The following is a 26084-nucleotide window of genomic DNA, read 5'->3' as shown; positions in this document are numbered from 1 at the left end:
CCGAGGAGGCGAATTCCGTTGACAGAGTTGGGCGTTGGCTACATTTCGGTGGTCCCTGAGACCTCGAAGATAGGTCCGGGGATCTCTCAGGCGCTCAACGGCGCACAGGCTGGTGCCGAGAAGTCGGGCCGCGGCATGGGTTCACGGCTCGCTTCCGGCATCGGCACCACCCTCAAGGTCGGGGCGCTCGCCGCGGGCGCGGTGGCAGGACTTGCGGTCGGCACGGCCCTCACCAAGGGTATGGGCCGCCTCGTTGCGATCGACGACGCGAAAGGCAAGCTCGCCGGTCTCGGCCATGACACCCAGGGCATCGCCACGATCATGGACTCGGCCCTCGCGTCGGTGAAGGGCACCGCCTATGGACTCGGTGACGCAGCCACGATCGCCGCATCCGCGGTGGCGGCTGGCATCAAGCCCGGCCAGGAGCTCACGAAGTACCTCTCGCTCACCGGCGACGCAGCGACGATCGCGGGGACATCTCTCGAAGAAATGGGCTCCATCTTCAATAAAGTCCAGACCTCGGGGACCGTCTTCACTGACAACCTGAATCAGCTGTCGGACCGCGGTATCCCGATCTTTCAGTGGCTTCAGGACGAGTACAAGGTGTCTGCCGACGAGCTGTCCGACATGGTCAAGAAGGGCGAGGTCGATTCGGAGACCTTCAAGAAGGTCATCGAGGAGAATATCGGCGGCGCGGCACTCGAATCCGGGAAGACTCTCCGTGGCTCGTTCGAGAATATGAAAGCCGCTCTCGGCCGCGTCGGCGAGTCGGCACTCAAGCCATTCGCAAAGCTCGCGCAGGACAGCTTCGGCGGCGTCGGCGGGTTCGCTGACAAGCTCGCCCCGAAAGTCGAAGCGATGTCGACGAAGGTTGCCACAGGACTTACCGGCCTGATCGGGGCATTCAAGTCGTCCGGCGACTCGATCGAAGGATCAGGGACGAAGTGGGAACGCTTCGGCGCCCGACTGCGGACGGTCACCGATGGAATCCAGGGCGTGTGGTCGATCCTCGCAAAGGGCGACTTCGCTGGATCGAAGATGACATTCGGTCTCGATGAGGATTCGAAGGTCGTCGACATCCTGTTCCGGATCCGCGAAGGCGCGATCGCGGCGTACGACGGAATCTCGAAGTTCTTCTCCGGCGACACCGGCAATCAGGTCAACACTGTTCTCGGTGGGATCACGAGCGCTGGGGATTCAGCGTCGAGCACTCTCGACAACGTCGGTAGTGTCTCCGATTCGATCAGTTCCGTATTCGACAAGCTGGTCTCTGCCGCTTCCTCTGTCGGCACTTCCCTGTTGAGTCTCGGCGGGGATACGACTGTCGTCGTCGCTGCTGGCATCAAGGTGATGGCGTCCGCGATGGGGTTCTTGGCGGATAATGCCGATCTCGCTGGCGTTGCTCTCGGTGGTGCCGCTGTGGCGATGGTCGGCGCGAAGGTGATCCAGACCGGCTATCAGGCTGCGAAGATCGCGAGTGCCATCATGCTTCCGGCGCAGATCGCGGCGCAGATGGCGCTCACTAAGGCTCTGGTCGCACACACTGCGGCACTGTGGGCGAATACCGGTGCGCAGGCACCGAACATCGCGCTCACTTTGCGTGCTCGTGTCGCCCAGTTGGCGGCGGCCGCCGCGGATCGTGTGCGAACTGCGGCGACGGTGCAGTCGACATCCGCACTCGGTGCGTACGCGACCGCACAGCGTCTCGCGGCTACGACGTCGACACCGCTGGTCGCCGCGGCACGTAACGGCGCAGCCAATATCGCTACCCTCGGCGCTCAGGCGCGGAATGTCGGCGGGGCGGCGATGGGTGCCCTCAAGACTGGTGCCAGTCGTGTCGCGAGCTTCATCGGACCCGGCGGCGCATTCATGATCGGCATCGCAGCCGCAATCGGCACAGTAATGGCATTCAAGTCCTCATCGGACAAGATGACCGCCGGACTCAAGGCGACCCGCGACGCTGCCGGCGACTACTCGAAGTCGATGGTTGTGTTCCGCGAGAACCTCGACGAGGCATTCGCGAGCTCGGGTGGCGACACCGATTCGGGCGTGAAGTCTGTCGTGTCCGCTCAGATCGAGAAGATCGACAAAGATCTCGACGATGCAGCGGGGCGCATCCCTGGCAAGTGGGATAAGTTCGTCGCCTTTGCTCGGCAGCCCCTGATTGCAGGGGGCGGCGGCGTTTTCAGTAGCGACACGGCCGTAGCGGACTCCCGAGAGGTGGATGATGCAGGCCGCGCCGCTGAGCGTGCCCAGGGAGCTCTCGAGAAGCTCGATCTCACCCAGCGTGACCTCACTTCTGGTGTGACTGGTAGCGCGGCGTCGTGGCTGGACATGAAGTCGCGTCTGGAGTCGACCGGGTCGTCGGGGCAGATTCTCGTAGACAAGTACTCCGGCATACGCCGAGAGTTCATCGAATCGCAGTCGGCCGCAAGTGGTGTTCGTGATGCGCTCGCTGGGATCACGACGAATTCGATCGGCGCTGCAGGCGGCGTCGACGGGTTGACGTCCGCCCTGGGTCGCCTCCGTGGCGATCAGATGACGGCGGAGGAGACGCAGAAGCGTCTCAACGATGCACTCCGCGGGTTCTCCGAGGCGGCTGCGAATGGTGGCTCGGACGCGGTGTCCGCGGCGGGTCAGATCGACACCACTACTGCCGCGGGTTCGCGGCTCTTCGATGCAATGCGCGGCGTTCAAGGCGCTTTCGATCAGGCTGGTGCCGAGGCGGCCCGGTCCGCGACCGAGCAGAAACTGTCATCGGAGGATGCGGCCAATTTCGTGCAGGCTGCCGGACAGCGTGTACGTGACGAGTTCATCAGGCAGCGTGTCGAGGCTGGCATGACCCTGGAGAAGGCGACCGCCCTCGCTGACCAGTATCGGCTGTTCCCGTTGGAGTTGCCGACGACGATCACGCTGCATGGTGTCGACGAGGCGCTCACCGGACTCGGTCAGCTTCGGAAGACTCTTGACAGTTTCGCGAATGGTCCGACTGTCAATGCGCCGAATCCGGCGGCGAATGTGCCGATCAACCCGGCGCTTCCGATGCCGGGTAGGGCGACTGGTGGAAGGTTGCCGACGTCCGGCCCGGGCACTGAGACGACGGACGGCTTCCTTGCTGTCGCTAGTAATGGTGCCCCGATTGCTCGTGTAGATGCGGGGGAGTGGGTCATTAATGGCCGCTCGTCGGACCGGTATGACCGCGAGCTTGCCGCGATCAACGCGGGCACCTTCCCGAAGCTCGCGGGCTACGAGGAGGGCGGCCGCGTCGGACTCAGGTCGCCCGAGGAGTTGCTCGGGTTCGTCAACGGCTCGGAGTCGCAGCCGCTTACGGGTTCGGCGTACGACTGGGGTGGCGTGAAGTGGGGCGACTGCTCTGCCGCGATGGCTGCGATCGCTCGGTTCGCTGTCGGCTTGCCGGCGTTTGCGTCACGCTTCGCGACGGCGACGATGGGCTCAGCCTTGGCGTCGATGGGATTTCAGTCGGGGCTCGGCGGTCTCGGCGACCTCAATTTCGGGTGGCTCAATGGCGGCCCGGGCGGCGGCCACACGGCGGGAACTTTGCCGGGTGGCGTGAACGTCGAGATGGGCGGCAGTTACGGCGGCGGCATGGTCGGTGGCACTGATGGTGCTTCGGCGCCGCAGTTCACCGATCATGCTCACCTGCCGATCGGTGCGGGCGCAGGATATGGCGCTTCGTACTCGGTAGGGATGCGTGGCGGCCGGACGCTCAAGCCGCGCCCGGAGTGGACCGACAAGCAGCAACTCGACCTCGATGCGGCTCAGATCGCCATCGTCCGGGCCGAGGAAGCTCGCGCCGAAGTCGAGGCTGCATTCGTCGAAGGGGAGAAGTCGCAGGCAGATCTCGACATGGCGAACGTCAAGGTTGAGCAGGCTCAGCAGAAGGTTACTGATCTGCAGGCCAAGAAGGATGACGTCGCTGCGTATGTCGAGGAAGGCCCGGCCCCGCAGGCCCCAGCCTTGTCGAGGATGTTCTCGGACTCGGAGGTTGAGCATCTCGATGCGCAGCTTGCGGTCGAGTCGGCGAACGAACGCCGCAACGAGGTCTACGACGACCCGGATTCGACTCCGTTGGAGTTGGCGAAGGCAGACTCGGAGCTGTTCAAGGCCGAGGAGGCTTTGAAGTCGGCGGGGACGAAGAAGAAGGATGCGTCGTCGGATTCGGTGTCGTCGTGGTCGGATCTGCTCGGCAACTTCGCGAAGGATTTCGTGTCGGGCCAGGTCGAGGACGCGCTCGGCGTGTTCGGGATCCCGAATGAGATGCCGAGCTTCGTGCAGGCGGGGATGATGCTTGGCGATGCTCTCGCCGAGCGTGACGGCACCGACGTCGTCGATCCAGGTAGCGCATCCCAGTCGCAGATCATGGCGGACTCGCCGGTGCTCTACGACCCAAGTAAGGGTCCGGAGCAGTGGTCTCCAGTGGCCGAGAAGGCGCTGCAGGAGACGGGCCAGTCACTATCCAGTGCCGCTGGAGTGCTCGAGCGTATCGCTACGAAGTCGAACGGCGATCCAGCGAACCTGCTGGGTCTCGCGCGAGACGAGTTCGCGGCGCATCGGGATCCGTCGTTGCCGAACGATCCGCAGAATCCGTTGGCGAATCTCGTTGCCGGTCTGCGGAACAAGCCGATTCGTGGATACCACGACGGTGGTCCTGTGGTCGGTCCTTCGGGGCGCGACAAGGTGCCGGCATGGCTGGAGGCTAGCGAGTTCGTCGTGAACTCGCGGTCGGCCAATGCGGGTGCGAACGGGCAGATCCTGCAGGCGATCAATGGCGGTGCTCAGTTCGGGCAGGCGTCACGCGGTGGCGCCGAAGCGCGTGCTGGGGCGACCTATCACCTCTACGGCATCACTGACGCCGAGGACGCAATCAGGAGGGTGAAAGTGAAGGAACGTCAGGATCATGCCGCAATGGCTGGGACGCTCCCATGAGTAGTGTCCTACACCTCGCGGTCGAGGGCGCGAACGGTTCCTACTGGCCATTCCATAGCGCCGAGGCGGCGTCGACTGGCGTCGTCCTCGGCATGAAGCCAGAGAAGATCTGGGAGACACCCCGATCGACACGGTGGACCCAGGGCGCTTTCACTGAGAAGGCGGAGTACGGCGGCGACAAGGTCGACATGATGACCATCGTCCTGTCGGTGCATATCTCGATGCGCCCGGGGTCGCCGTGGGAGCAGGTGTATTCCGAGTTTCGGCGAGCATGGGACTTCGACGAGGTCACCACGCTTGTAGCCGGATCATCCTCGGGCGTCCGGCGTCTCGGCGTGAGATTGGTCGAGACGCCGGAATTCGAGCCGGACGTGGACCCGGGCTACGACAACTACGGGCTGATGATCATCACCTGCCGTCCAGAGTGGCCGTTTTGGGTCGAGGACGACGTGATCGATGTGTGGCAGTCCGCGTCCGGCGCCCTGTCGGGTTCGTTCTGGGTTTCGAACCCGACCAACCGCCCGATGCATCCGAAGTATGTGGTCGACATGGCGCAAGCGGGGACGGTGACTCTGCCGGACTTCTCGTGGGTCTCTGACCCGAAGCACGAGGATTACGAGCATCGGGACCGCACCATCACCACACCATCTCTAGCGGCTGGCGAGCAGCTGACCATCGATTCCTATCCGGATGAGTTGACGTGGCGGTCGAACATCAACCCGGTATTCATCGGCCGCACGGCAGGGATCGAGTTCGAATTCGCGGTTCCGCATCACACCCCACTGACGCAGATACCGGTGTCGGCGAGCGTCCCCGGGGCGACTGTCGCGCTACGTCAATCCCGACATTGGACGACGATCCTAGGAGGTGAGTAGATGACGGCTCCAGTTGCACCGCCACCGAATCCGCTTCTCGAAGACCCAATCCTGATGGCTCGGCTCGACAAGATCTGGAACGACGCGCAGATCGAGCAAGAGCATTTCAAGCGTCGCCGCCGCAAGCGCCCGATGGTGCGCCTATGGGACGGCGACATGAATTACGCGGGCCGTGTCACGGTCGAGCGGGAGGGCCACTTTCAGTGGCGAATGAACAACACCGGTGTCGCGAGACTCGTTCTTCCAGTGGGGCACTGGCTGACAAACTGGGCCGTCGACCCATGGGGTCGCACGAAGCAGAATGTGCACGTCACCATGGACAAGGACGGTGCACGCTGGGGCGGCCGGTGCGCGGGTGAAGCGTCTACGAAAATCGTCAAAGACGAGGACGGGAAGCGGTACGTCGAGCTGAGCTTCCTCGACGACTACGAAGAGCTGAAAAACCTGATCGTCTGGTGCTCACCCTACCTCCCCGCGATCGTCCAGAAGAGGGCATTCGTGCTCGCCGGGCCGAGCATCTACATGCTCAAGCTTGCGCTCTTTATGAACATCATGCGGATGGAGGGCAACTGGTGGGCTCTTCCGGATGACCCGCTGGATCCTGCCGGCTGGGGATCGCTGTTCAACATGTCGAACTGGAACATGGTCGTCGTTCCTACTGCGTTACTGAACGATTCGTCACCGTGGACGGTGTTGTCATCGAGGTTCGAGTACTGGCACGATATGGCCGAACCGACGCTCGCGGATGCGCAGCTGATGGTTACCACTCGCCGCTGGCTCACCGGTGACCCACCTCCGTGGCCTGGCGCGAATGTCCGTCACGGCACGATCGTGTTCGACATCGTCGACGTTTCCGGATACTGGGACGGCACCTCGACGGGTGGCACGATCTGGGACGGGCTCACGCGGACCGTAGTGCAGCTCGCGGACAACTTCATCGACGAGATCGTCACCACGGCTACGGGTTCGATTGACCCGTATCAAGGAATCGTCGGCAAGTGGCTTGGCACTTTCCCTAAGCAGCCGTACGTCGTGTATCGGGACGGGAAGGTTTCGGGCGTCGAAGCCTCGGAGTGGAGTTTCACTCCAGGCACCGTTGTCCAAGTCGTCACCGGGGGCCACTCGGCGCCCGGTATCAATGAGGGGATCTCGGCTGGAATCACCCTGATAGGCAATTATCTTGGGCAATTCATCTACCTGCCGACCGCTGGGGTTATAGCGGACACATTCCTGAAGCCGTTCTACACCGACACAATCGGGGCCTGGTGGAGCATCAAAAGTCCGGTCCGCGCTTTGCGGTATGGGTGGTCGCACTATCAGGAAGCGATGGCGGACAGTGCGGGCCGGGCATACACGCTGTCTTCGCTGATGTCATTGCGGGACACGTTCAACAAAACTCGACCGCGTACGACGCACAAGGCGACACTCGGCGATGGCCGGCCGTACTACATCGGCGATCGCGGTCAGGGCCATTGGTTCCTCGGCTCGCGGATCGGTCTGACTATGCGTGATTTCCCGCGCAAGGGGACGGTCTTCGTGGAGCAGGCATCGCAGATCGACTATGACTACACCCGCGATGAGGCGGGGTGGTCCGCAGTGGTTGGGGATCCTCGGGCCAACGAGTCTCCGATGGAGAAGAACCTCCGACTTATCCGCGCGACATTTGCCGCTGGGCACAAGCTGGGAGTGATCTGACGTGATTCCGATGCAGGGTCAGTGTGATCCGGACGATCCGGAAGAGTTTGCGCTGTGGGCGCTCGTGGGGATCGAGGAAACCCCTGGCGTCCCGATGATTACGACGGAGCTATCGCTTCGTTCGCTGTCGAAGCAGCTGGCGGATGCCGGGTTCCGGCACCATCCGGATCTTCAGGTTCGGAAGGCCGTAATCCTGGGTGCGCCTGATGTTGAGGGTGTGCACTGGATGGGCGTCGGCCAGATCTCCTGGGTGGGTATGGATTACCGCGATGAGATCGCGGAGGCGGCTGCCGAGCAGGCTGCACAACGGATCGATTTCTCTGGCGCTACGCCTGCCCAGTTGATCGATGCTGCGGCGCAGTTGGAATCGATGGGTGTTGTCCGCGCCCCCGAGGCTGCGCCTGTCGTCGACGGCCCGGTGGTAGGTCGCGCGGAGGGATTCCCATGACGGCACCGGATCGGCCGAGGCCGACTGTTGCGTATATCGGTACGTCGGGGTCGCAAAAGGTTTCGGGTGTGCAGAACGAGTCCGAAGCTCAAATCAAGGCGGCTGGGCGCGCCGAGGCGGACGCGGCGATGGGGTCGGCGCGAGGGAATATGATCACCAACCTTTTCGGTGGGCTGATCGGCGGTATCGCACAACTGATTTCGATGCTGTTCGCAGGCATCTTCGGCGGTGGCGGCGGATTGGTCGACCTAATCGGCGGATTCCTCGGCGTGAAAAACAAGGTCAACCAGGTTGCAGATGTGGAACTCCCTCGGATCGACAATCGCATCGACGAGCTGGCAGGCGGGGTCACTCAGTTTACCTACGGGACGCCCGGCACTTTCACTAAACCAGCAGGCGCTACCCGCATTGCGGTGTCTCTCGTCGGCGGGGCTGCTGGCGGTGCCCGCTGGCGAAACAATCCTGTCGGTGGCGGTAGTGGCGGCTGGACTCGATGGTACGAATTCTTGGCCGATGAGGTTCCTGGCAGTGTTGCAATCGGTGTCGGTTCGGGTGGCGGCGGTGCTACTTCCGATGACACTCTCGGCGGCAATGGTACTGGGTCGTCATTTGGGTCTTTGTTGACTGTTGGCGGCGGCAAATGCACCACCGCAGGCCCAGTGTGCGGATACGGAACTGAACTGTATTACAACGGTTCTGGGGGGCGCGGCGGCAACAATGATGGACCCGCTACGAATGGCGGAAACGGTCCGTTCTCCAGCGGCGGCGTAGTTGGTGCTGGCAACGGTGCGCAGGGTGGGGATGGGATTTCTCCCGATGCTGGGCTTATCGGGCCGGGCTCGGGAGGTGCTGGGGGTTCCGCGAAGGGCGGCACTGGCAATGGAGGCCGCGGCGGTCATGGCGGATACCCAGGCGGCGGCGCGGGCGCAGGCGGCAACTACACAACCCTCGGCACCGTAGGCAACGGCGGCAATGGCGCACCCGGCCTCGTCGTGGTCCGGGTCTACTTCAACTAGGAGATCGTTATGCCGACAGCAACTCTCATCGAAGAATCCATGTCGTGGTGGCAGCCCGGAACGAACCTCTACCGCCTATCCAAGCCTCTCGACGGACACGAATGGATCGCAATATCAGTACCCCAGAACGCATACGATTCGGACGCGACAGTGCACCCGTCAACCGCGTACGGTGCCTCAGTTGCAGATCATGACGGAAATGGGCTGGTTCCGCTACGTCGCTACCCGGACCTTACGCATGCGGAGACCCTTCTCGCGATCGGTTACGAGGTGACCGATGGCACTTACAGCTGACCAACTTATCGAGTTCCTCGCCCACAATGCCGACAACTCCCGCAACGACGACATCTGGCTACTCCACGACAACGGCGACACCGAAATTGTGCCGGATCAAGACATCGCCGAGTTCCAGAACCCGCACACCTGGCCGAAATACATATGCAGGTCCGCTGCCGTCAACAACATCATCCAGGACCGAAGCGAGCGCTTGAAAAACTCACCAGAGAGCGGACTGCAAGCAGGACTCGACTTCCTCAATCTAGCCATCCGACTTACCGGAATCGAAGAGTCTGGCAGCCCAGTCAAGGCGATGGCTTCCCTCACTCGATCCGCAATCACATCGGGCTACCGCGCGATCCGAGGATCGAAAACCACGAGCTGACCGCCCGCGCACCACTACAACTCAATCGAGGAGGTACCCCTGATGGGTGATCCTATTTGGCTCGCTGACATTCTCCGCGCCGAGGGACTGGTCTGCGACATCTACGACGGCGCATTCAATCGAGGGCATGGCGACTTCGGAGAAATCTGGGGTGTCGTATGCCACCACACCGGAGCCTCCGGAAGTCCCGGCCCCGGCGTGATCGCTCGGCACCCATCCCTAGGGTTGGCATCACAGCTCCATCTGGACCGCAACGGCAAGTTCACCCTATGCGGGGTCGGCATCGCATGGCACGCCGGGCAGGGCTCATGGACCGGCATTCGAGCGAACGACGCGAACGCCGTCACCATCGGCATCGAGGCCGAAAACAACGGCACCGAAGGCTGGTCCACGGCGCAATACGGCGCATACGTCCGCGGTGTCGGAGCTATCCTCCGCAAACTCAAGCGGGACTCCAGCCGCGCCATCGGCCATAAAGAATGGGCCGCGATCCAAGGCAAATGGGATCCGGGCGGAATCGACATGAACGCATTCCGGCGTGATGTTCAGGCAGTCATCGACCGAGTGAAGCCCGTACCCCCACCCGCCCCGGCCCCGGTGGTGATCGTCAATGAGATAGACGCGGCAGCCAAGCGTGCACCGTGGGTCGGTAAGCGTCTCCGCCCCGAGGAGCTGTCGGTCGGCAAGGACGGCAAGGGCAGGCTCGGCGTGTACGAGAACGCGCACGTCTACTTCTACCCAGGCGTCGGCGCATTCCCGATCCCTGGTGGCGGGCTGTTCGAGGCGTACGCATCCCTCGACTACGAGCGCGGCACCCTCGGCTACCCAGTGCGCGAGTTCGCGCCACTCGATGCCGGTGCTGTGCAGGCATTCCAGGGCGGCGTCCTCTACCGCAAGGACGGCGCCGACAACGGTTACGTCGTCTACGGCGCCATCGGGAAACGTTGGGCCGACGAAGGATACGAGTCGGGCCCGCTCGGCTGGCCGACCTCGAACGAAGGCGTCGACGCCAATGGCAACCGCTATCAACTGTTCGAAAACGGCACCCTCTACTGGCACTCATCCGGTGTCACACAACTCATGCCCACGAAAGGCTGACCATGACTGACCACTTCACCGTAGAGCTCGGTTCGATCGACACTCGTGCATTCTGGCTCGATATCGCCGACCGTACCGCCAAGACCTTCCTTCAGAACGTCCTGATCTTCCTCGGCGCCGGCGCGACCATCATGTCCGTCTCCTGGGCAACTGTCCTGTCGTCGGCGGGTCTCGCCGCGGCAGTCTCATTCCTGCTGGCGCTGTCGACGTCGACGGCGCTGACGTCCGGGAACTTCCTCATCGACCTTGCCGACCGGGCCGCACGGACCTTCGCGGGCACGCTCGTCGCCGCTATCCCCGCAACGGGCGGTTTCGGTGACGTCGACTGGCTCAACTCCGCAACGATCGCAGGCACTGCCGCACTGGTATCGGTCCTGACTTCCCTCGCGACTGTGAACGTCGGTGCCGCGAAAGGCTTGCCGACGACCGCACCCGTCGTACGCGGTGAGTTCATCGACTGATGAGTGCGCTCACCCCGGCCGCCTGGAATGGGGTCGGCGTCGTCACCGTCGTCCTCCTGTTCTTCCTGTTCGGCGTATATGCGCTGATCCGTGGCTGGATCGTTTTCGGGCCCGCACACCGCGACATCCTCAAAGCGAAGGACGATGCGATTGCGCACGCCAACGGTCGCGAACTCGAGGACGCGAAAACGATCGCTTCGTTGACAAATGTACTTACCGAGCAGCGGGTCTCGGGGGAAGTGTCGGCACACATCCTCTCCGCGATTCGGGATGTCGTGAGCAGCCGGGCGGGCTCGTCATGAGGTGGCCATGGTCGAAGGATATCGAAGATGCCCAGGCAGAGGCCAAGACGGCAGCTGAGGATCATGCCCATTCCGTGAAACGTCGAATTGAGTCGGAGGCACAGAGCAGTGAAGCTGTCGAAGTATCGAATGTGTTGTGGCAAGAGCTGCAGCGCAATGGGTGGACTGAAATGCTGCAGCAAGCGTGGGGAGGGGGTCGGTGACGTTACATGAGTTCGGTGACTGGTCCTTGTTTGCCCTGGCAATTGTTGTTGTGGCGTTCACTCTGCTGTATTTGACGAGGTCGCAGGGTGGCTGGAAGTACAACCGTGTAGGACGTGTCTATCTCGTGAAGTCGATGGTCCTGTCGTTTGTTCTGGTTCAAATTTCACTCAGCGTCATTTATCAGTCCGACTACTGGAGCCGGGATGCAGTGCGCGCGTTGCTGTACCCGGCTGGCGTCATCGCGTACCTGTGGATGATGCGGTCACTGTGGCGGGAGCAGCTGGAGACTCGCCGAGTCAAGCGTGAAGGCCGCCGCCGCCCGTAAGTCGATCCAGTGCACAAATAGCCCCCACCTCCTCGGAGGTGGGGGCTATTTTTCGTTTCAAGCCAACTATCGACCCGAGAGCCCTGCGAGTCCCTTCTCGATCGAGCTCTGCAGGTCGATCACCGGTCCGGCGCGCATTTCCTTCTCGTCGAAGATGTGCGGCTCCATGCCGTCGAGACCATCGAGGATGATCTGATATCCAGCGTCACCGGCGGGGATCTCAATCGTCGTTTCGAACGAGCACGGCCCACTCGTCGCACCAGCGTGCGACATGCTGATGGTCCGGACCGCTAAAGCGCCCTTTCCGAGGATGCGATCATCAGCCCCTCGCACGATCACCGAATCACCCGCACCAACCTCACCTTCGGCGAACGTGCACGAATCGGGGTAATTACGGTCCGAGTTGCCCGCGTAGATGATGTCCGCTTCGAACGCTTCCGGCTCCTTGTCCGAGCTGCATCCGGTGAGCAGTAAGGCTCCGGCGGCGAGCGTGACCAGTATCAGTTTCATGTGGTTACTCCTACCAGACTTTCGGCTCGGCGGATGGCGGAGGGCCGGCCCGGTGTCGGGTCGGCCCTGTCGCTCAGCTCACCAGGTGGGCCATGAAGGCGGTGGGCCGGAGCTGGGTGATCTTGTGGGTGGGTGAGGTCATGCGGTCGGCGCAGTCGGTGATGATGGCGGTGATGTCCGCCTGGGCGATGTCGACGTATTCGGCGATGTGGGAGTAGCGGACCCATCCGTCGAACTTTGCGCCGCGGGCGTTGGCGTCGGAGTGGGCGATCATGTCGTGTGCGTGGAGGATGTCGGCGAGCTGGCGGGCTGTGGCGGGGGCTGCGGTGGTGGTGTTCATTTCGTTCTCCTCGGTTGGCGTACCTGAACCCTAGCATCTGTCGGGGTGCTATGTCCACTCTTGGGTAGCACCCGAAGGAGTGCGAGACTCAACACGCCGAAACCTCGACCCTGGAGACCAAATGAAGCAATACCTATCGGTCAAGCAGATCGCTGCCCGAACGGAGCAGCCCTACGAAACGATCCGATCCCTCGCGGGCCGCAAGCTCTCGAAAGACGCCGGCGACTTTCCACTGCCCGCATGCGTGGTCGGAGAGCGGGGAGGTCGCACCGCCACATACGGCTGGGACGCGAAGGATATAGACCGATGGTTCGAGACCTACTCCGAAAATAAGCCGCACTCACGGAGCGGCGGTGCCGCGCAGTAGCACGCGGCGCGTCAGACCGCCGTCATCTGATCTTCGTCGCGCCAGCGCCGCACCGTGCGGTCCGAGACGGCAACCCTCGCGGCGATCTTCCGCAATGAGAGCTCGCCCGCCGCGATCAGCCGCGACACCTCCTCGCGGGGCTCGAGTGGCGCTTCCTCCTCCCGCCGCTCCTTCTCGATCACAGGGGTCGAGGCAAGATCCACGCGGGTGAGCCTGACCGTCATATGCGTAACCCACAGCAGGAATACCGGGGGAGTGAGCGCGACCCCGACCGCGATCCATGAACCCTGCGTGATCGCAGCATGGATCCCGTTGCCCGCGACGGACACGACCGCGGAGGCGATGAGTAGTGACCACGAGTGCGCATCCGGTGCTGCGAAGACCGCGACCGTACCGACAACGATCGTCCCGTCGATCATGAGCGGCCACAGGAACGCCTGGAGTCCGAGCCCGGCGATGTGCGCCAAGTCCGCGAGTGCGATGTAGGAGATGGCGAAGGAGATTACAGAGAGGGCGACGGTGCCCCAACGGGCCGTCGCCAAAGCAGCGGTGCGAGACATGAGAGCTCCTGGAACCAGACGGGTGCCGTCACCGTCCAAGTAGGCATGGATACAGAGGAACGAGCAGCGATCGTCGACGAGGGATTCGACCCGGACGACCGTGAACTCATCGAAGCGATGGAGCGAGTGCGCGCAGTCCTTGCCCACATGGGTATCTGTAACTGTGGGCAAAATGTGGGCAAAGGGCAGGTCTCAACTATCCGGAAATTCCGGATAGTTGGCCGTGGCCTGGGGAAATGTAAGTGGGGCGGGCGGGGCTCGAACCCGCGACCAATGGATTATGAGTCCACGGCTCTAACCGACTGAGCTACCGCCCCATCTCGCACCGAGCGAGCCGTGACGAATGCTACTTCAAAGCATCGCCGACGTGTGCCCGCGGGGTCGGTCAAGTCGGCGAGATCGTGACAGGCACACCATTGAGGATCGCGTTGGCCGAGACCGCGTCGACTCGGTGTGGGTCGGTGACGTCGTTGGCGCTCGCTCCCACGACAGTCTTAGCCACAGACAGTTCGACGCCGGGACGCTGGTGGCCGAACCCGTGCGGCATGCTCACAACGCCTGGCATCATGCGGTCGGTCGCGAGTACCTCTATCTGCACCGATCCGGCGGCCGAGGTCACCGACACGACCGATCCGTCTTCGATGTTGCGCTCGAGCAGGTCATCTGGGTGCGCGAAAAGTTGGTGTCGCGGCTTGCCCTTGGTCAACCTCGCAGAGTTGTGCATCCAGGAATTGTTGCTGCGCAGATGCCGTCGACCGATCATGAGAAGTTGATCTCCGCTGGGCACCGCCGAGGACCTCATAAGATCGCGCAAGGCCGGTAGTTCCGCGACGATGATGTCCTGTACCGGGTTGATTCGCTTGTTCCGAGTCTGCAGCTTCCCGGGAAACCCTGGGCGGAGTGGTCCGAGATCGGCGCCGTGTGGTGACTTCTTCAGCTTCGCCACGGACAGGCCGGCGCGATGACTGCGCAGCAGTAGATCGATCGTTCGTCGTGGTGACAAACGTAAACGTGCTTCCGTGACAAGCGATTTCGGTTTCATTCGCGTACGAAGGCGGTCGATCCGGGAAGGCCCGGCGAGGCGTGCCCGATATCGGATACCGAGATCACGGAAGATCTCCCAATCCGATTTCGCACCAGCCTTCTTCGTCAGGATTGTCGGCATGAACTTCGCCGTGTTGCGGACAGCGAAGGACTGAAAGATCAGGTCGTAATGGTCACGCTCCAGTGACATCGTGGGCGGAAGAATCACGTTCGCGTGCCGTGATGTCTCGTTGATGTAGAAGTCGAAGGACACCAGAAAATCCAAGTCAGCGAATGCCTGGTTCAACCTGGTGCCGCCCGGCATGGACAGCACCGGATTTCCGGAAATCACTGCCATGGCCCTGATCTGACCGTCGCCGGGGGTTGTCATTTCGTCGACCAATGTCGAGCAGGGATATTCGCCCGCGAACTCTGGTAGGTCCCGAACGCGACTGCGCCACTTGTCGAAATGCCCCCGGCCCACGATGTTTTTCGCGATGAGATCCACCGCGGGGTCGGTAAGCATCGCGCCGCCGACCCGGTCGAGATTGCCTGTCAGGATGTTGAGTACTTGAATCGCCCACTGACAGAGGCTGCCGAACTGCTGTGTCGAGACACCCATTCGGCCGTAGGCAACTGCGGATCGCGCTTCGGCGAACTGTGTTGCCAACGAGACGATGTCGGCGGCCGCGATGCCCACGACGGGCGCGACCGCGTCGGGAGTGAAATCCCGGACCAATGTCGCGACTTCGTCGGCACCGTCGACGTAATTGGCGACCCGGGTGGTTCCGTTCGCCGAAATGACGTTGATCAACGCGAGGAGCAGCAGGGCATCGGTACCGGGCCGGATGAAGTGGTGAACGTCTGCGATGTCTGCAGTCTCGGTCTTGCGGGGATCGACCACCACCAGACTGCCGCCGCGCGCCTGCAGATCGTGGGCGCGACGGGCAAAGTCCGGCACGGTCATCATGCTGCCGTTCGAGGCCATCGGATTGCCGCCGAGGACGAGAAAGAACTCGGTGTTGTCGATGTCCGGAATCGGTAGAGCCAACTGGTGGCCGTACAGCAGGTGATTGACGAGTTGATGGGGGAGTTGATCGAGTGAGGTGGCCGAGTATCGGTTCCGGGTGCGCAGCATCGACGTGAACGGAATTCCATGAGTCATCGAACCGAGGCTGTGGACGTTGGGATTTCCAAGATAGACACCGACAGCGTTGGACCCATACCGCTCACGTGTGGCAACCAGGCCTTCGACCACCAAGTCGTACGCTTCCTTCCATTCGATCTCCACCCAGTCGGTGCCCTCGCGTCGAATGGGCTTGATCAACCGGTCGGGATCGGCGTGGAGATCGATCAAGGACAGTGCCTTCGGGCAGATATGCCCGCGAGAGAGCGGGTCTTTCTTGTCGCCTCGAATCGACGTGACTGTGTTGTCCTCGACAGTGAATTCGAGTCCGCACATCGCTTCACACAGATTGCACGAGCCGTAAGCGACCGTCATCGGTTCTCCTGTCCCTGGTAGCTCCAGCCTATCGACGAGAGGCGACCTCTCGCGTCCGAACCAACCGTTAACCCGCCGAAGGATGTGTTTTCGGGCGTTCTACCAGTATGTCGTCCAGCGCGACAGGAAGCCTGGCCTGCCGATATCGTTGCTGGCGAACACTTGTCGATCCCACCACAACGCTCACCTCGATTGGGGAAATTCATGATCACCCGCTTGTCCACAACCAAGGTTGCAACCGTGTTCGGCGCTACTGCTGTCGGAGCTCTGCTCCTCGGCGGCGTCGCCTCGGCCACACCCGCCGAGACCGTGGTCAACACTCCGTGCTCGTTCTCGCAGATCGTCGCCGCCACGTACGCACAGGACGAAGAAGAGGGAGCAGCACTTGCCGCATCACCGATGGCGGGAAGTTTCGCGGCATTCCTGGCCGCACCAGCGTGGCAGCGCCAAGCGATTCTTGCCTCGCAGCCGGTAATCGTCGACAGGGTCAACGCATTTTTCGGAGGACCCGGTTCTGGTCTCGCTCGTACGGTGTTTGCCTCCTGCGTCGATTACTGACCAAAAATCTAGAACGTGTTCCAATTTAGCGTTCGTATGACTATCGTCGAACTCAACATCAAGTGGCCCGACCAACGGGTCTATCGGCGTGTGAAAGGCGAATCGCGATGAAAACCAAAGGCGCTGTGCTGTGGGGCCTCAACGAGCCATGGTCGATAGAAGAGATCGAGATCGGGGACCCAAGGGCTGGCGAGGTTCAGATCCGCATGGAAGCCGCGGGTATGTGCCACTCCGATCACCACATCGTGACCGGTGCGACGCCGATGCCCTCGTTCCCGGTGATGGGCGGACACGAGGGGTCCGGTGTCGTCATCAAGACCGGCCCCGAGGTGAAGACGTTGAAGGAGGGAGACCACGTAGTGCTCTCCTTCATCCCCTCATGTGGACATTGCCCGGCATGCGCCAACGGGCACCAGAACCTCTGTGACCTTGGAATGGGCCTGCTCAGCGGGATGGCCATCAGTGACGGCACCTACCGCATCCAGGCTCGCGGGCAGAACGTCATCCCGATGTGCTTGCTCGGAACATTCTCTCCGTACATGACCGTGCACGAGACCCAGGCCATCAAAATCGACGAACACATCCCGTTCGAGGTCGCATCTTTGGTCGGTTGCGGGGTACCGACGGGTTGGGGATCGGCGGTGAACGTCGCCAAGGTGACTCCAGGAGACACCGTCGCGATCATCGGTGTCGGTGGCGTGGGTATGAGCGCCCTCCAGGGTGCCGTGCAATCCGGTGCATCCAAGATCATTGCGATCGACCCTGTCCAGTACAAACGAGATCAGGCACTCAAATTCGGCGCCACCCACGTATTCGCCACGGCAGCTGAAGCTTTGATGCCGATGATGGAGCTGACATGGGGGCTGATGGCTGACAAGACCATCATCACCGTCGGTGAGATCACGGGCGAAGATGTCGAGGCTGCACTGTTGCTGACGGCCAAGGCGGGCCGCTGTGTCGTCACCGCAATGGGACGCATGGAGGACATGGATGTCAAGCTGAACTTGTTCTTGTTCACGATGCTCCAGAAGGACCTGCAGGGCGCGATCTTCGGCGGTGGCAATCCTCGTCACGACATCCCGTTGTTGCTGAAGATGTACAGGAGTGGCCAGCTCAACCTCGACGATATGGTCACCAAAACCTACGCGCTGGACGACATCAACACCGGCTACCAGGACATGCTCGACGGGAAGAACATTCGCGGTGTCATCAAGTTCACCGACGCCGACCGGTAGTCACCGGATCGCTTGAATGACACATTTATACGATCAGATGGATTGACGGGACCATTCAAGCGCTTGGCCTCGGTAGACGAGCCGGTGCGGGCAGACGAGTCGGTGCGGGCAGACGCCCGCACCGACTCGTCTGTCTACAACTAGGCTCATCCGCGTGCACTCCTTGGATTTGATCGCTGGTTGGCCCGTCGACAATGCATCCGCCGCGGTGGTGTCGACGGAAGGCGTGAGCGAGCAGTACGGCGATATCGATCGCGTGTACGAGCTGGCGTCCGTCACCAAACTGCTGGTGGCCTACGCGGCACTCGTCGCAATCGAAGAAGAAGCAATCGATCTCGATCAGCAAGCGGGCCCTGAAGGCTCGACCGTCCGTCATCTTCTCGCGCACAGTTCGGGTCTCGCCTTCGGTGAGAACAAGGTGCAAGCGGCCCCCGGGACCAAACGCATCTACTCGAGCGCCGGTTTCGAGTTGCTCGCCGCACTGATCGAGTCCGAATCCGGAATCGCGTTCCGTGACTACCTCGCCGAGGCCGTGTTCGCGCCGCTCGGCATGACCGCCTCGACGCTCCATGGACCGGCCGGTCACGGTGCGCGCTCGACAGTGCGCGATCTATCGGCATTCGCATCCGAACTCTTGTCGCCGACCCTGCTGTCGGAGTCGACTTTAGCAGCCGCGGTCAGCGTGCAATTCGAAGGCCTCAACGGCATTCTCCCCGGCTACGGATCTCAGCGCCCGAACGATTGGGGTCTGGGATTCGAAGTCCGCGACGGTAAAGAACCTCATTGGACCGGACAACGGAATTCGACTCGGACGTTCGGCCATTTCGGACAGTCCGGAACGTTCCTCTGGGCGGACCCCGACGTCGGACTGGCCACTGTCGTTCTCACGGATCTGGCATTCGGCGAGTGGGCCAAACCGTTGTGGACCGAGCTATCCGATGAAGTTCTCGTCAATAATCCCAGGTAGAGCGCTCGGCGACGCCCAGATCATCCTTTGGAATCACTAGTGCACTGGCGCAACAGGGGTAACTCAGGGCACACTAGTGCATGTACGTGTGAGAGAGCTTCACATACCAGTTCGTGTCGAGGCCGTTGGGGAAGACGTCCCTCGTCGAAGCTGGAGGAGTAATCGAATGCGTGCATTGAATCAGTTCGCAGATGCCACGTCGGGTGTGGTGTACATACACGCCTCGCCTGCCGCGTTGTGCCCGCACGTCGAATGGGCGCTATCCGACGCGTTGAACTGCCGTGCGAACCTCAAGTGGTCCGCGCAGCCGGCCAGCGTCGGGCAGCTTCGTGCTGCCAGTGACTGGGTCGGTCCCGTCGGTACGGGGGCTGCGCTGGCAGGCATTCTTCGGACGTGGCAGATGCTGAGGTTCGAGGTCACCGAGGATGCCAGCGAGGGCGTCGACGGCGAACGCTTCGCCCACGTGCCAGGTCTCGGACTCTGGCGTGGCTCGACGAGCGCGAACGGCGATGTGATCCTCGGCGAGATGCGACTCAAGTCGATGATCGAGGGGAATTCGGAAAATCTCGCGGGCGAGATCGAACATGCCCTGGGTAGTGCCTGGGATCACGCGCTCGAACCGTACCGGACCGGGGGAGCCGGGGCCGAGGTCACCTGGCTCAGCCGCACTGCGGGATGACCGGATCTCGCAGTGAATCAAGCCTTGGGTATGGTCGGAACTGTGCCAGGCTAGGCATGTGGGTTCGACGGTTTCTCGAGGGGTGGTTCTATGTTGTCGACAGGTAAAGTAATTCGTTTCGATGAGTTCAAGGGTTATGGGTTCGTAGCTCCCGACGAAGGCGGCGAGGATGTCTTCATCCATGTCAACGACCTCGACTTCGACAAGCGACTTCTCGCCCCTGGGGTTCGGGTCGAGTATGTCGCCGAGCACGGTGATCGAGGTCTCAAAGCAGGCCAGGTCCAGATAGTCGACTCCGCTGCGCCGGTGCAACATCGACCCGCGCACCCAGTTGCACACGTCGCGACAGCGTCGACCGGGCACGAATACGACGACGTCGTGTGCGATGTCCTTGCGCGCGGCGACTTCTCGACCGAATTGACCGAAGCTCTCCTGCAGGCGAACCGCGGTCTCACCGCCGAGCAAGTGCTCGACGTGCGTGAGGCCGTCATTCGGATTGCTGCGTCACACAAGTGGCTCGAAGGCTGACCTCGTAGCCCGAAGTACTCTGCAGGTCAAAGCAGTGCCCCGGTGTCCGAGACGCCGGGGCACTGCTTTTCCGCTCCTAAGCGGTTACAGCGGGATGTTCTTGTGGTTGCCACGCGCTGCAGGCGCACCGGCCAACGCTTTTGCGATGGTCGAACGAGTGACGGCGGGCTCGATGACCGCATCGACGACGCCGATGGCCACGGCACGATCGACGCCGCCGGCAATGGTTTCGTGCTCCACGGTCAGTCGATCGTGCAACGCCTCGCGCTCTTCCTCTGGTGCAGCCGCCAATGCCTTCTTGTGCAGAATCCCAACCGCAGCCTTGGCACCCATGACAGCGACCTCGGATCCCGGCCATGCGTATACCGCGGTAGCGCCGAGGGCTCGCGCGTTCATCGCGATGTAGGCTCCGCCGTAGATCTTGCGAGTTACCAGGGTGACTCGCGGAACCTTGGCTTCGGCGAATGCGTGCAGGAGCTTCGCGCCACGACGGACGACGCCCTCCCACTCCATGCTGACGCCCGGCAAGTAGCCGGGAACGTCGACGACAACAACGAGCGGGATGCCGAACGCGTCGCAGAGGCGGACGAATCGTGCTGCCTTCTCGGCGCTTTCGGAGTTCAGGCACCCGCCGAGGCGAATCGGGTTGTTGGCGATCACGCCGACGGTCCGGCCACTGAGGCGACCGAGACCGATGACGATGCTACGAGCCCAGCCGCCCTGGAATTCCTCGAACGTCGACTCGCCTTCGACGTTGTCGAGAAGCTCGTCGATGACAGGATGAACGTCGTAGGCGCGCCGATTCGAGTCGGGCAGTAGTGCTTTGAGGTCGGTGTCACCGTGTTCAGCGGCGGCGATGTCGAATGTGCCCTGCTCGCTGAACATGGATACCAGCCGACGGGCGCGCGTGAGGGCGTCGAGCTCGTCGTCCGCGACAATATGGCAGACACCGGACTTCTTGTGGTGCGTATCCGGTCCGCCGAGGGACACCATGTCCACCTGTTCGCCCGTCACGCTGCGCACGACATCGGGACCGGTGACGAATACACGTCCTTCGGGAGCCATGATGACGACGTCGGTGAGGGCTGGGCCGTACGCGGCGCCGCCGGCAGCGAAGCCGAGGACGACCGAGATTTGAGGGACAACTCCGGAGGCGCGAACCATGGCCTCGAACACGAGGCCGACTGCATGCAGGGCTTCGACGCCCTCGGCGAGTCGGGCTCCGCCGGAATGCCAGATTCCCACGATGGGAGCATTTCGTTCGAGTGCGATGTCGATGGCCGAGACAATGTGCTTGCACCCATCGACACCCATTGCGCCACCCATGACGGTGGCATCGGAGCAGTACGCGACGCTGTGAACGCCGTCGATGTCACCGGAAGCTGCGAGTAGACCGGATTTGTCACGGTCGTGGAGCGGAACCATCGTCCCCGCGTCGAAGAGCTTCTCGAGTCGAGCGACCGGATCGCGGGGATCGGTCGCCTGGTGGGACCGAGTGGCGGGGGACAAGATGGTCATCGCGTTCTCCTTCTTGATGCCCAGGGCGGGCGATCCCCGGGAGAGGTCTGATAGGACCCCTCCCGGGGTTCGAGTGTGAGCTCGATCGTCACGAGTGAACTACTCGGACAGGATCAAGCTCGACCGAAGGCGAGCGCGACGTTGTGCCCACCGAATCCGAACGAGTTGTTGATCGCATAGTCGATCTGTCCGACGCGGGGCTCGCCCTTGACGACATCGAGATCGATCTTCGGATCCTGATTATCCAAATTCAGTGTGGGAGGAATGATTCCCTCGCGCACTGCCAGCACCGTCAGCACCGACTCGAGGGCACCGACAGCGCCGATCGAATGTCCAAGAGCCGACTTCGGTGCGTAGATTGCTGCATGGTTTCCGACAGCCTTGTTGATCGCGGTCGCCTCGGCAGCGTCTCCGACGGGAGTTGCCGTTGCGTGTGCGTTCACATGGGTGATGTCGGACTTCTGCAGTCCTGCGGTTTCCATTGCCCGGGACATCGCCCGAGCAGCTCCGGTTCCTTCGGGATCGGGTGCCACGAGGTGGAATCCGTCCGAGGTGATACCGGCGCCGAGAAGACGTGCATGGATTGTTGCTCCACGTGCTTTGGCGTGCTCTTCGGTCTCGATGACCATGAGCGCACCGGCCTCGCCGAACACGAACCCGTCCCGGTCCTTGTCGAACGGCCGCGACGCACCCTTCGGATTGTCGTTGTTGGTGCTCATCGCGCGCATCATGGAGAAACTCGCGATCGGCACCGCGTCGATGAATCCTTCGACGCCACCGGTGACAACCATGTCGGCGTCGCCCATCACGATCATTCGCCACGCGTGAGCGATGGCTTCCGATCCCGAAGAGCACGCAGATACCGGAGTGATGACTCCGGCCTGTGCCTTGAGTTCCAAACCGACCACCGCTGCGGGGCCGTTCGGCATGACCATCTGAACTGCGAGTGGAGAGACCTTGCGGTACCCACCGGTCTTGAGCTTGTCGACGGCATCGATGAGCGAGTCACCACCGCCGAGACCGGTGCCGATGGAGACGGCGAGGCGGAGCGGATCCACCTCGGGGCTGCCGGCGTTCTTCCATACCTCGCGGCCGAGCACAGTGGAAAGCTGTTCCACATAGCTCAGTCGCCGCATCTCCACTCGCGTGAGCAGGCTCGACGGACTGACCGCGAGGTGTCCGCCGATTCGAACGGGGAGGTCGTACTCGGCGATGAAGTCATCTTCGAGTACGCCAATGCCGCTCTCACCGTTCAGCAGACCCTTCCACGTCGCGTCGACATCGCCCGCGATGGACGTGGTCGCAGCAAGGCTGGTGACGACGACATTCGGGAAGCGTCCGTTGGCTGTGGATGGGTTGGTCATGGTTTCTCTCACTCGCTCGCGGAGTCGTCGAGCTTGGCCTTGATTGCTTCGGCAGCGTCGGGGTTCTCTGCTTCGAGCTTCTGGATGTATGCAACTGCGTCACCGACGGTGCGCAGGCTTGCGAGGTCTTCGTCGGGGATCTTCACGCCGTACTTGTCTTCGGTCTGAACGGCGATCTCGACCATCGACAGCGAGTCGATATCGAGGTCGTCCACGAAGGACTTGTCGATGGTCACCTCGGAGGGTTCGATACCCGTGACCTCCTCGATGATCTCTGCAAGTCCGGCGATGAGGTCTTCCTGGCTGGCCACTGCGTGGCTCCCTTCATTGTGTCGGTGCACCGTGAATCGATGCGCCGAAGTTCGATGCTGATCCTGCGTAGTCTGCGGCGCGCTGTACATACACACGCCACGCGCGCATCTCTTACGAGAGCGCACCCTGAACCCGTAACGAATCAGCTACGGGAGGTCTTTGGTGGAGCTAGGCCAGTGCCGCAATATCCTCGGGCTTTTTCAATCCGAGGTTCGGAGTGCCGCGCATTTCGCGCTTGGCAATTCCGACGAGGGCGCCTGACGGTGGTAATTCGACGACGGAAGACACCGCGAGATCTTTCAACGTCGCCGTGCACAGATCCCATCGAACAGGTTTGGTGACCTGGGCGGCGAGCTTGGTCAGCGCGTCCGCGCCCGAGGTGACCGCTTTCCCGTCGGAGTTCGAAAGCAGAGTCCGCGTTGGTTGCGACGGCGTGATCGCCGCTGCCGCTGTTGCGACCGCGTCCTGTGCGGGTGCCATGAAGCGGGTGTGGAAAGCGCCGGCGACAGGCAATGCGCGAATGCGGGCCTTCTCCGGTGGGCTGGCGGCGAGTTCGGCCAATGCTGTCAACAACCCGGCGGCCACGATCTGTCCGGCGGCGTTGACATTGGCCGGTTCGAGACCGAGTTCTTCGAGACGAGCCAGAACCTCGGACTCGGCGCCGCCGAGCACGGCAGACATCCCAGTCGGTTCGAGTGCACAGGCTTTGGCCATCTCAGCGCCGCGCACGGCCGCCAGTGTGACGGCTTCGTCGGCCGAAATCACCCCTGCTATCGCTGCGCCCGCGAGTTCGCCGACCGAATGACCGGCGATGATCGCGTCGTCCGGCAACAATCCCCGGCCGGCTATCTCCTCGAAGGCGAGGAGTGCGGCAGCAACGACCAGAGGCTGTGTCACCGACGTGTCGGTGATTTCTTCTGCTGTGGCAGTGGTGCCCAGCCGAGCAAGATCGAGTCCGGACGCCTTGGACCATAAAGCAACGCGGTCCGCGGCACCGGGTAGTTCGAGCCACGGCACGAGCATGCCGGGTGTCTGGGAGCCCTGTCCGGGCGCAAGCAACGCAATCACTCGTTAAGAGAACACTGTGAAGGCTTGTTTGGGAGATGTCGCTCTCGATGAACTCTCGGCACTCAATTTGTAGGGATCCAACAAATTGGCTCGTGGAGTGCTCGCATCGCCGGAACCTAGTACTACGTTACGTAACTACTTCACCGAATGTTACGTGTGTGGTTTGTGGGACAGGATGTTGCGGTTCGTGATGAGTTCGAGCCAGTCGACCTACCGTTGCCGCGACACGAAGCACGTACGCATCCCGCGATTGCGTCGGGTCCCGACCCGTGACTTCGGCTATTCGCTTCAGCCGATACCGGACCGTATTTGGATGAACAAACAGCTGTCGCGCGCAGGTCTCGACCGCACCACCGCAATCGAGGTACGCGTCGAGGGTGTCCGCCAACCCGGAACCGGCCGCCGCCAAAGGCGCAACCAAATGCTCGTTGAGCGTCGCGATGGCCGCCGAGTCGCCGAGCAACGCACGCTCGGGCAGCAACTCTCCCGCGTGAACGGGCCGAGGGGCACCGCGCCATCCCGCAACCGCCTGCATGCCCGCGAACGCTTCCACCGCGCTCGAGTGGGCAGCGCCCAACGTGCGAGTTGTCGGACCGATGACGACCGGGCCCTCGGAGAAATTCTGCAACATATCGGTCAAGAAGGCCGTGTTCGCCGCGCTGTCGATCAGCTGACCGCTGACAACCATGACGAGCCGCGTCCCCTGGACGACCGCGAGAGCTGCGCGATTGTGCTTCTGCGCAACCATGTGCACCGTGCTGACCACGGACACACCCTGATCCTCCGGCGGAGTGCCGACCAGAACTGTCGCCGGCGCAGTGGCATCCCAGTTCAACGTGGCAGCTCGCGAAAGCATGTCGGAGCCAGTGTCCCCCCGAACGACCGCATCGACGACGAGAGCCTCCAGTCGGGTATCCCAGGCACCCCTGGACTCCGCGGCGCTGGCATACACCGACGCCGCCGCGAAACCCAGCTCGCGGCCGTACCGCAGCACCGCCTCGGTCAGTGCAACCAATTGTTGATCATTGCGCGCAAGAGCCGGAAGCCACTGTTCGAAGAACTCCATGGCGACCCGGACCATGTCGACCGTTTGGCGCAGGGTCAACCGCCGTGCCAAATCCTGAGGAATGACCTGGAATGCATCGAGGCTGAAACGAATATCGCTCTGCGGATTCTTCAACCACTCCAGAAAGTTGTCCACCGCCGTCTGAATCAGCAACTGCACGCTCGCTCGCTGCGCCGCATCCAGGCCGCCGAAGAACGGCAACTGATCCTGCATCGTCGTCACAGCCTCGGTGGACAGGCGACCCGAGAACTGCTTCACGCGCCGAAGAAGAGCGTCGGGAAGGGGGTCGCGCTTCGCTCTGGAGGGCGTGAGTGCCTTGACCGGCAGATGTACCTCGTTGTCGGTGATGTGGCCGTCCTGGTCGTCCTTGTGATGTGTACCGGTCTTCGGCGCGCTCTCGTATCCTTCGGTCACACCGGAGTCTGCGCTCTTGTCGTGGACCATACGCAAAACCTA

General features: G+C 62.2%; 26 protein-coding genes and 1 tRNA gene. 17 read left to right on the top strand and 10 right to left on the bottom strand.

The window, feature by feature from the left end; translation table 11 throughout:
* Positions 1-18 precede the first annotated feature (18 nt).
* The 11 genes from BJI47_RS22160 to BJI47_RS22105 all read left to right on the top strand — a co-directional run bounded on the left by BJI47_RS22160 (position 19) and on the right by BJI47_RS22105 (position 12032).
* A complete protein-coding gene (locus BJI47_RS22160) occupies positions 19-4947 on the top strand; it encodes a tape measure protein (protein WP_125458781.1) in 4929 nt (1642 codons plus the stop codon).
* Positions 4944-5822, top strand: coding sequence for a hypothetical protein (locus tag BJI47_RS22155; RefSeq protein ID WP_088945712.1), 879 nt, complete (start codon positions 4944-4946; stop codon positions 5820-5822). The genes BJI47_RS22160 and BJI47_RS22155 overlap by 4 nt, the downstream gene beginning before the upstream one ends.
* Positions 5823-7517, top strand: a complete 1695-nt coding sequence (locus tag BJI47_RS22150; protein WP_088945711.1) for a phage tail protein — start codon at positions 5823-5825, stop codon at positions 7515-7517.
* A 10-nt stretch (positions 7518-7527) separates the two neighbouring features.
* Positions 7528-7965 (top strand): DUF2744 domain-containing protein, encoded by a 438-nt coding sequence (locus BJI47_RS22145; protein WP_088945912.1) that lies wholly within the window; start codon positions 7528-7530, stop codon positions 7963-7965.
* 68 nt (positions 7966-8033) lie between these two features.
* Positions 8034-8981: a hypothetical protein gene (locus tag BJI47_RS22140; protein WP_139804872.1), complete on the top strand. Its 948-nt coding sequence runs from the start codon at positions 8034-8036 to the stop codon at positions 8979-8981.
* A 9-nt stretch (positions 8982-8990) separates the two neighbouring features.
* Complete coding sequence (locus BJI47_RS22135) at positions 8991-9275, top strand: hypothetical protein (RefSeq protein ID WP_088945709.1); 285 nt, start codon at positions 8991-8993, stop codon at positions 9273-9275.
* Positions 9259-9642, top strand: coding sequence for a hypothetical protein (locus tag BJI47_RS22130; RefSeq protein ID WP_088945708.1), 384 nt, complete (start codon positions 9259-9261; stop codon positions 9640-9642). Before BJI47_RS22135 ends, BJI47_RS22130 begins: the two co-directional genes overlap by 17 nt.
* A gap of 42 nt (positions 9643-9684) precedes the next feature.
* Entirely contained in the window at positions 9685-10740 is a 1056-nt protein-coding gene (locus BJI47_RS22125; protein WP_088945707.1) for an N-acetylmuramoyl-L-alanine amidase, read from the top strand.
* Positions 10741-10742: 2 nt separating this feature from the next.
* Entirely contained in the window at positions 10743-11201 is a 459-nt protein-coding gene (locus BJI47_RS22120) for a holin (RefSeq protein ID WP_088945706.1), read from the top strand.
* The gene (locus BJI47_RS22115; protein WP_088945705.1) at positions 11201-11503 is read left to right on the top strand and encodes a hypothetical protein; all 303 of its coding nucleotides are present in this window, start codon (positions 11201-11203) and stop codon (positions 11501-11503) included. Before BJI47_RS22120 ends, BJI47_RS22115 begins: the two co-directional genes overlap by 1 nt.
* Positions 11504-11702: 199 nt before the next feature.
* Complete coding sequence (locus BJI47_RS22105; protein WP_125458779.1) at positions 11703-12032, top strand: hypothetical protein; 330 nt, start codon at positions 11703-11705, stop codon at positions 12030-12032.
* 66 nt (positions 12033-12098) lie between these two features.
* Here BJI47_RS22105 and BJI47_RS22100 read toward each other — a convergent pair whose 3' ends face one another.
* Both BJI47_RS22100 and BJI47_RS22095 read right to left on the bottom strand, forming a co-directional pair.
* Complete coding sequence (locus tag BJI47_RS22100) at positions 12099-12542, bottom strand: hypothetical protein (protein ID WP_088945702.1); 444 nt, start codon at positions 12540-12542, stop codon at positions 12099-12101.
* Between the two features lie 73 nt (positions 12543-12615).
* On the bottom strand, positions 12616-12882 hold the full coding sequence (locus BJI47_RS22095) for a hypothetical protein (RefSeq protein ID WP_088945701.1): 267 nt from the start codon (positions 12880-12882) through the stop codon (positions 12616-12618).
* A gap of 121 nt (positions 12883-13003) precedes the next feature.
* Here BJI47_RS22095 and BJI47_RS22090 point away from each other — a divergent pair, with 121 nt between their 5' ends.
* On the top strand, positions 13004-13249 hold the full coding sequence (locus BJI47_RS22090; RefSeq protein WP_088945700.1) for a hypothetical protein: 246 nt from the start codon (positions 13004-13006) through the stop codon (positions 13247-13249).
* An 11-nt stretch (positions 13250-13260) separates the two neighbouring features.
* On the opposite strand, the gene BJI47_RS22085 is transcribed toward BJI47_RS22090, so the two are convergent.
* The 3 genes from BJI47_RS22085 to BJI47_RS22075 form a co-directional block, all read right to left on the bottom strand.
* Positions 13261-13956, bottom strand: a complete 696-nt coding sequence (locus BJI47_RS22085) for a DUF2637 domain-containing protein (protein WP_088945699.1) — start codon at positions 13954-13956, stop codon at positions 13261-13263.
* A gap of 96 nt (positions 13957-14052) precedes the next feature.
* Positions 14053-14126 (bottom strand) — tRNA-Ile (locus BJI47_RS22080).
* Positions 14127-14194: 68 nt separating this feature from the next.
* Positions 14195-16333, bottom strand: coding sequence for a molybdopterin-dependent oxidoreductase (locus BJI47_RS22075; protein ID WP_088945698.1), 2139 nt, complete (start codon positions 16331-16333; stop codon positions 14195-14197).
* Positions 16334-16549: 216 nt separating this feature from the next.
* Here BJI47_RS22075 and BJI47_RS22070 point away from each other — a divergent pair, with 216 nt between their 5' ends.
* The 5 genes from BJI47_RS22070 to BJI47_RS22050 all read left to right on the top strand — a co-directional run bounded on the left by BJI47_RS22070 (position 16550) and on the right by BJI47_RS22050 (position 20300).
* Entirely contained in the window at positions 16550-16891 is a 342-nt protein-coding gene (locus BJI47_RS22070; protein WP_254900745.1) for a hemophore-related protein, read from the top strand.
* A 107-nt stretch (positions 16892-16998) separates the two neighbouring features.
* The gene (locus BJI47_RS22065) at positions 16999-18126 is read left to right on the top strand and encodes an NDMA-dependent alcohol dehydrogenase (RefSeq protein ID WP_088945696.1); all 1128 of its coding nucleotides are present in this window, start codon (positions 16999-17001) and stop codon (positions 18124-18126) included.
* A gap of 154 nt (positions 18127-18280) precedes the next feature.
* Positions 18281-19093, top strand: coding sequence for a serine hydrolase (locus BJI47_RS22060; protein ID WP_088945695.1), 813 nt, complete (start codon positions 18281-18283; stop codon positions 19091-19093).
* Positions 19094-19259: 166 nt separating this feature from the next.
* On the top strand, positions 19260-19772 hold the full coding sequence (locus tag BJI47_RS22055) for a DUF3145 domain-containing protein (RefSeq protein WP_088945694.1): 513 nt from the start codon (positions 19260-19262) through the stop codon (positions 19770-19772).
* A 90-nt stretch (positions 19773-19862) separates the two neighbouring features.
* Positions 19863-20300, top strand: coding sequence for a cold shock domain-containing protein (locus BJI47_RS22050; protein ID WP_088945693.1), 438 nt, complete (start codon positions 19863-19865; stop codon positions 20298-20300).
* A gap of 84 nt (positions 20301-20384) precedes the next feature.
* On the opposite strand, the gene BJI47_RS22045 is transcribed toward BJI47_RS22050, so the two are convergent.
* The 5 genes from BJI47_RS22045 to BJI47_RS22025 all read right to left on the bottom strand — a co-directional run bounded on the left by BJI47_RS22045 (position 20385) and on the right by BJI47_RS22025 (position 26072).
* Complete coding sequence (locus tag BJI47_RS22045; protein ID WP_088945692.1) at positions 20385-21818, bottom strand: acyl-CoA carboxylase subunit beta; 1434 nt, start codon at positions 21816-21818, stop codon at positions 20385-20387.
* Between the two features lie 113 nt (positions 21819-21931).
* Positions 21932-23182 carry a KasA/KasB family beta-ketoacyl-ACP synthase gene (locus tag BJI47_RS22040; protein WP_088945691.1) on the bottom strand — a complete coding sequence of 417 codons (1251 nt, stop codon included), beginning with the start codon at positions 23180-23182 and terminating at the stop codon, positions 21932-21934.
* 8 nt (positions 23183-23190) lie between these two features.
* Complete coding sequence (gene acpM / locus BJI47_RS22035) at positions 23191-23493, bottom strand: meromycolate extension acyl carrier protein AcpM (RefSeq protein ID WP_084346702.1); 303 nt, start codon at positions 23491-23493, stop codon at positions 23191-23193.
* A 169-nt stretch (positions 23494-23662) separates the two neighbouring features.
* A complete protein-coding gene (locus BJI47_RS22030) occupies positions 23663-24562 on the bottom strand; it encodes an ACP S-malonyltransferase (protein WP_088945690.1) in 900 nt (299 codons plus the stop codon).
* A 127-nt stretch (positions 24563-24689) separates the two neighbouring features.
* A complete protein-coding gene (locus tag BJI47_RS22025; RefSeq protein ID WP_254900744.1) occupies positions 24690-26072 on the bottom strand; it encodes a helix-turn-helix domain-containing protein in 1383 nt (460 codons plus the stop codon).
* Between the last annotated feature and the right edge of the window lie 12 nt (positions 26073-26084).

It is taken from the genome of Rhodococcus sp. 1168, from assembly GCF_002091955.1.
Taxonomy (GTDB): domain Bacteria; phylum Actinomycetota; class Actinomycetes; order Mycobacteriales; family Mycobacteriaceae; genus Rhodococcoides.
The sequence above is the reverse complement of the archived record's forward strand: the minus strand, read 5'-3'. Positions and strand labels throughout refer to the sequence as shown.

Excerpts from the sequence above, each read along its gene's own strand:
- BJI47_RS22155 (WP_088945712.1), top strand. The coding sequence starts at position 4,944 with ATGAGTAGTGTCCTACACCTCGCGGTCGAGGGCGCGAACGGTTCCTAC.
- BJI47_RS22150 (WP_088945711.1), top strand. The coding sequence starts at position 5,823 with ATGACGGCTCCAGTTGCACCGCCACCGAATCCGCTTCTCGAAGACCCA.
- BJI47_RS22145 (WP_088945912.1), top strand. The coding sequence starts at position 7,528 with ATGCAGGGTCAGTGTGATCCGGACGATCCGGAAGAGTTTGCGCTGTGG.
- BJI47_RS22135 (WP_088945709.1), top strand. The coding sequence starts at position 8,991 with ATGCCGACAGCAACTCTCATCGAAGAATCCATGTCGTGGTGGCAGCCC.
- BJI47_RS22130 (WP_088945708.1), top strand. The coding sequence starts at position 9,259 with ATGGCACTTACAGCTGACCAACTTATCGAGTTCCTCGCCCACAATGCC.
- BJI47_RS22125 (WP_088945707.1), top strand. The coding sequence starts at position 9,685 with ATGGGTGATCCTATTTGGCTCGCTGACATTCTCCGCGCCGAGGGACTG.
- BJI47_RS22120 (WP_088945706.1), top strand. The coding sequence starts at position 10,743 with ATGACTGACCACTTCACCGTAGAGCTCGGTTCGATCGACACTCGTGCA.
- BJI47_RS22115 (WP_088945705.1), top strand. The coding sequence starts at position 11,201 with ATGAGTGCGCTCACCCCGGCCGCCTGGAATGGGGTCGGCGTCGTCACC.
- BJI47_RS22100 (WP_088945702.1), bottom strand. The coding sequence starts at position 12,542 with ATGAAACTGATACTGGTCACGCTCGCCGCCGGAGCCTTACTGCTCACC.
- BJI47_RS22095 (WP_088945701.1), bottom strand. The coding sequence starts at position 12,882 with ATGAACACCACCACCGCAGCCCCCGCCACAGCCCGCCAGCTCGCCGAC.
- BJI47_RS22090 (WP_088945700.1), top strand. The coding sequence starts at position 13,004 with ATGAAGCAATACCTATCGGTCAAGCAGATCGCTGCCCGAACGGAGCAG.
- BJI47_RS22075 (WP_088945698.1), bottom strand. The coding sequence starts at position 16,333 with ATGACGGTCGCTTACGGCTCGTGCAATCTGTGTGAAGCGATGTGCGGA.
- BJI47_RS22065 (WP_088945696.1), top strand. The coding sequence starts at position 16,999 with ATGAAAACCAAAGGCGCTGTGCTGTGGGGCCTCAACGAGCCATGGTCG.
- BJI47_RS22055 (WP_088945694.1), top strand. The coding sequence starts at position 19,260 with ATGCGTGCATTGAATCAGTTCGCAGATGCCACGTCGGGTGTGGTGTAC.
- BJI47_RS22050 (WP_088945693.1), top strand. The coding sequence starts at position 19,863 with ATGTTGTCGACAGGTAAAGTAATTCGTTTCGATGAGTTCAAGGGTTAT.
- BJI47_RS22045 (WP_088945692.1), bottom strand. The coding sequence starts at position 21,818 with ATGACCATCTTGTCCCCCGCCACTCGGTCCCACCAGGCGACCGATCCC.
- BJI47_RS22040 (WP_088945691.1), bottom strand. The coding sequence starts at position 23,182 with ATGACCAACCCATCCACAGCCAACGGACGCTTCCCGAATGTCGTCGTC.
- BJI47_RS22025 (WP_254900744.1), bottom strand. The coding sequence starts at position 26,072 with ATGGTCCACGACAAGAGCGCAGACTCCGGTGTGACCGAAGGATACGAG.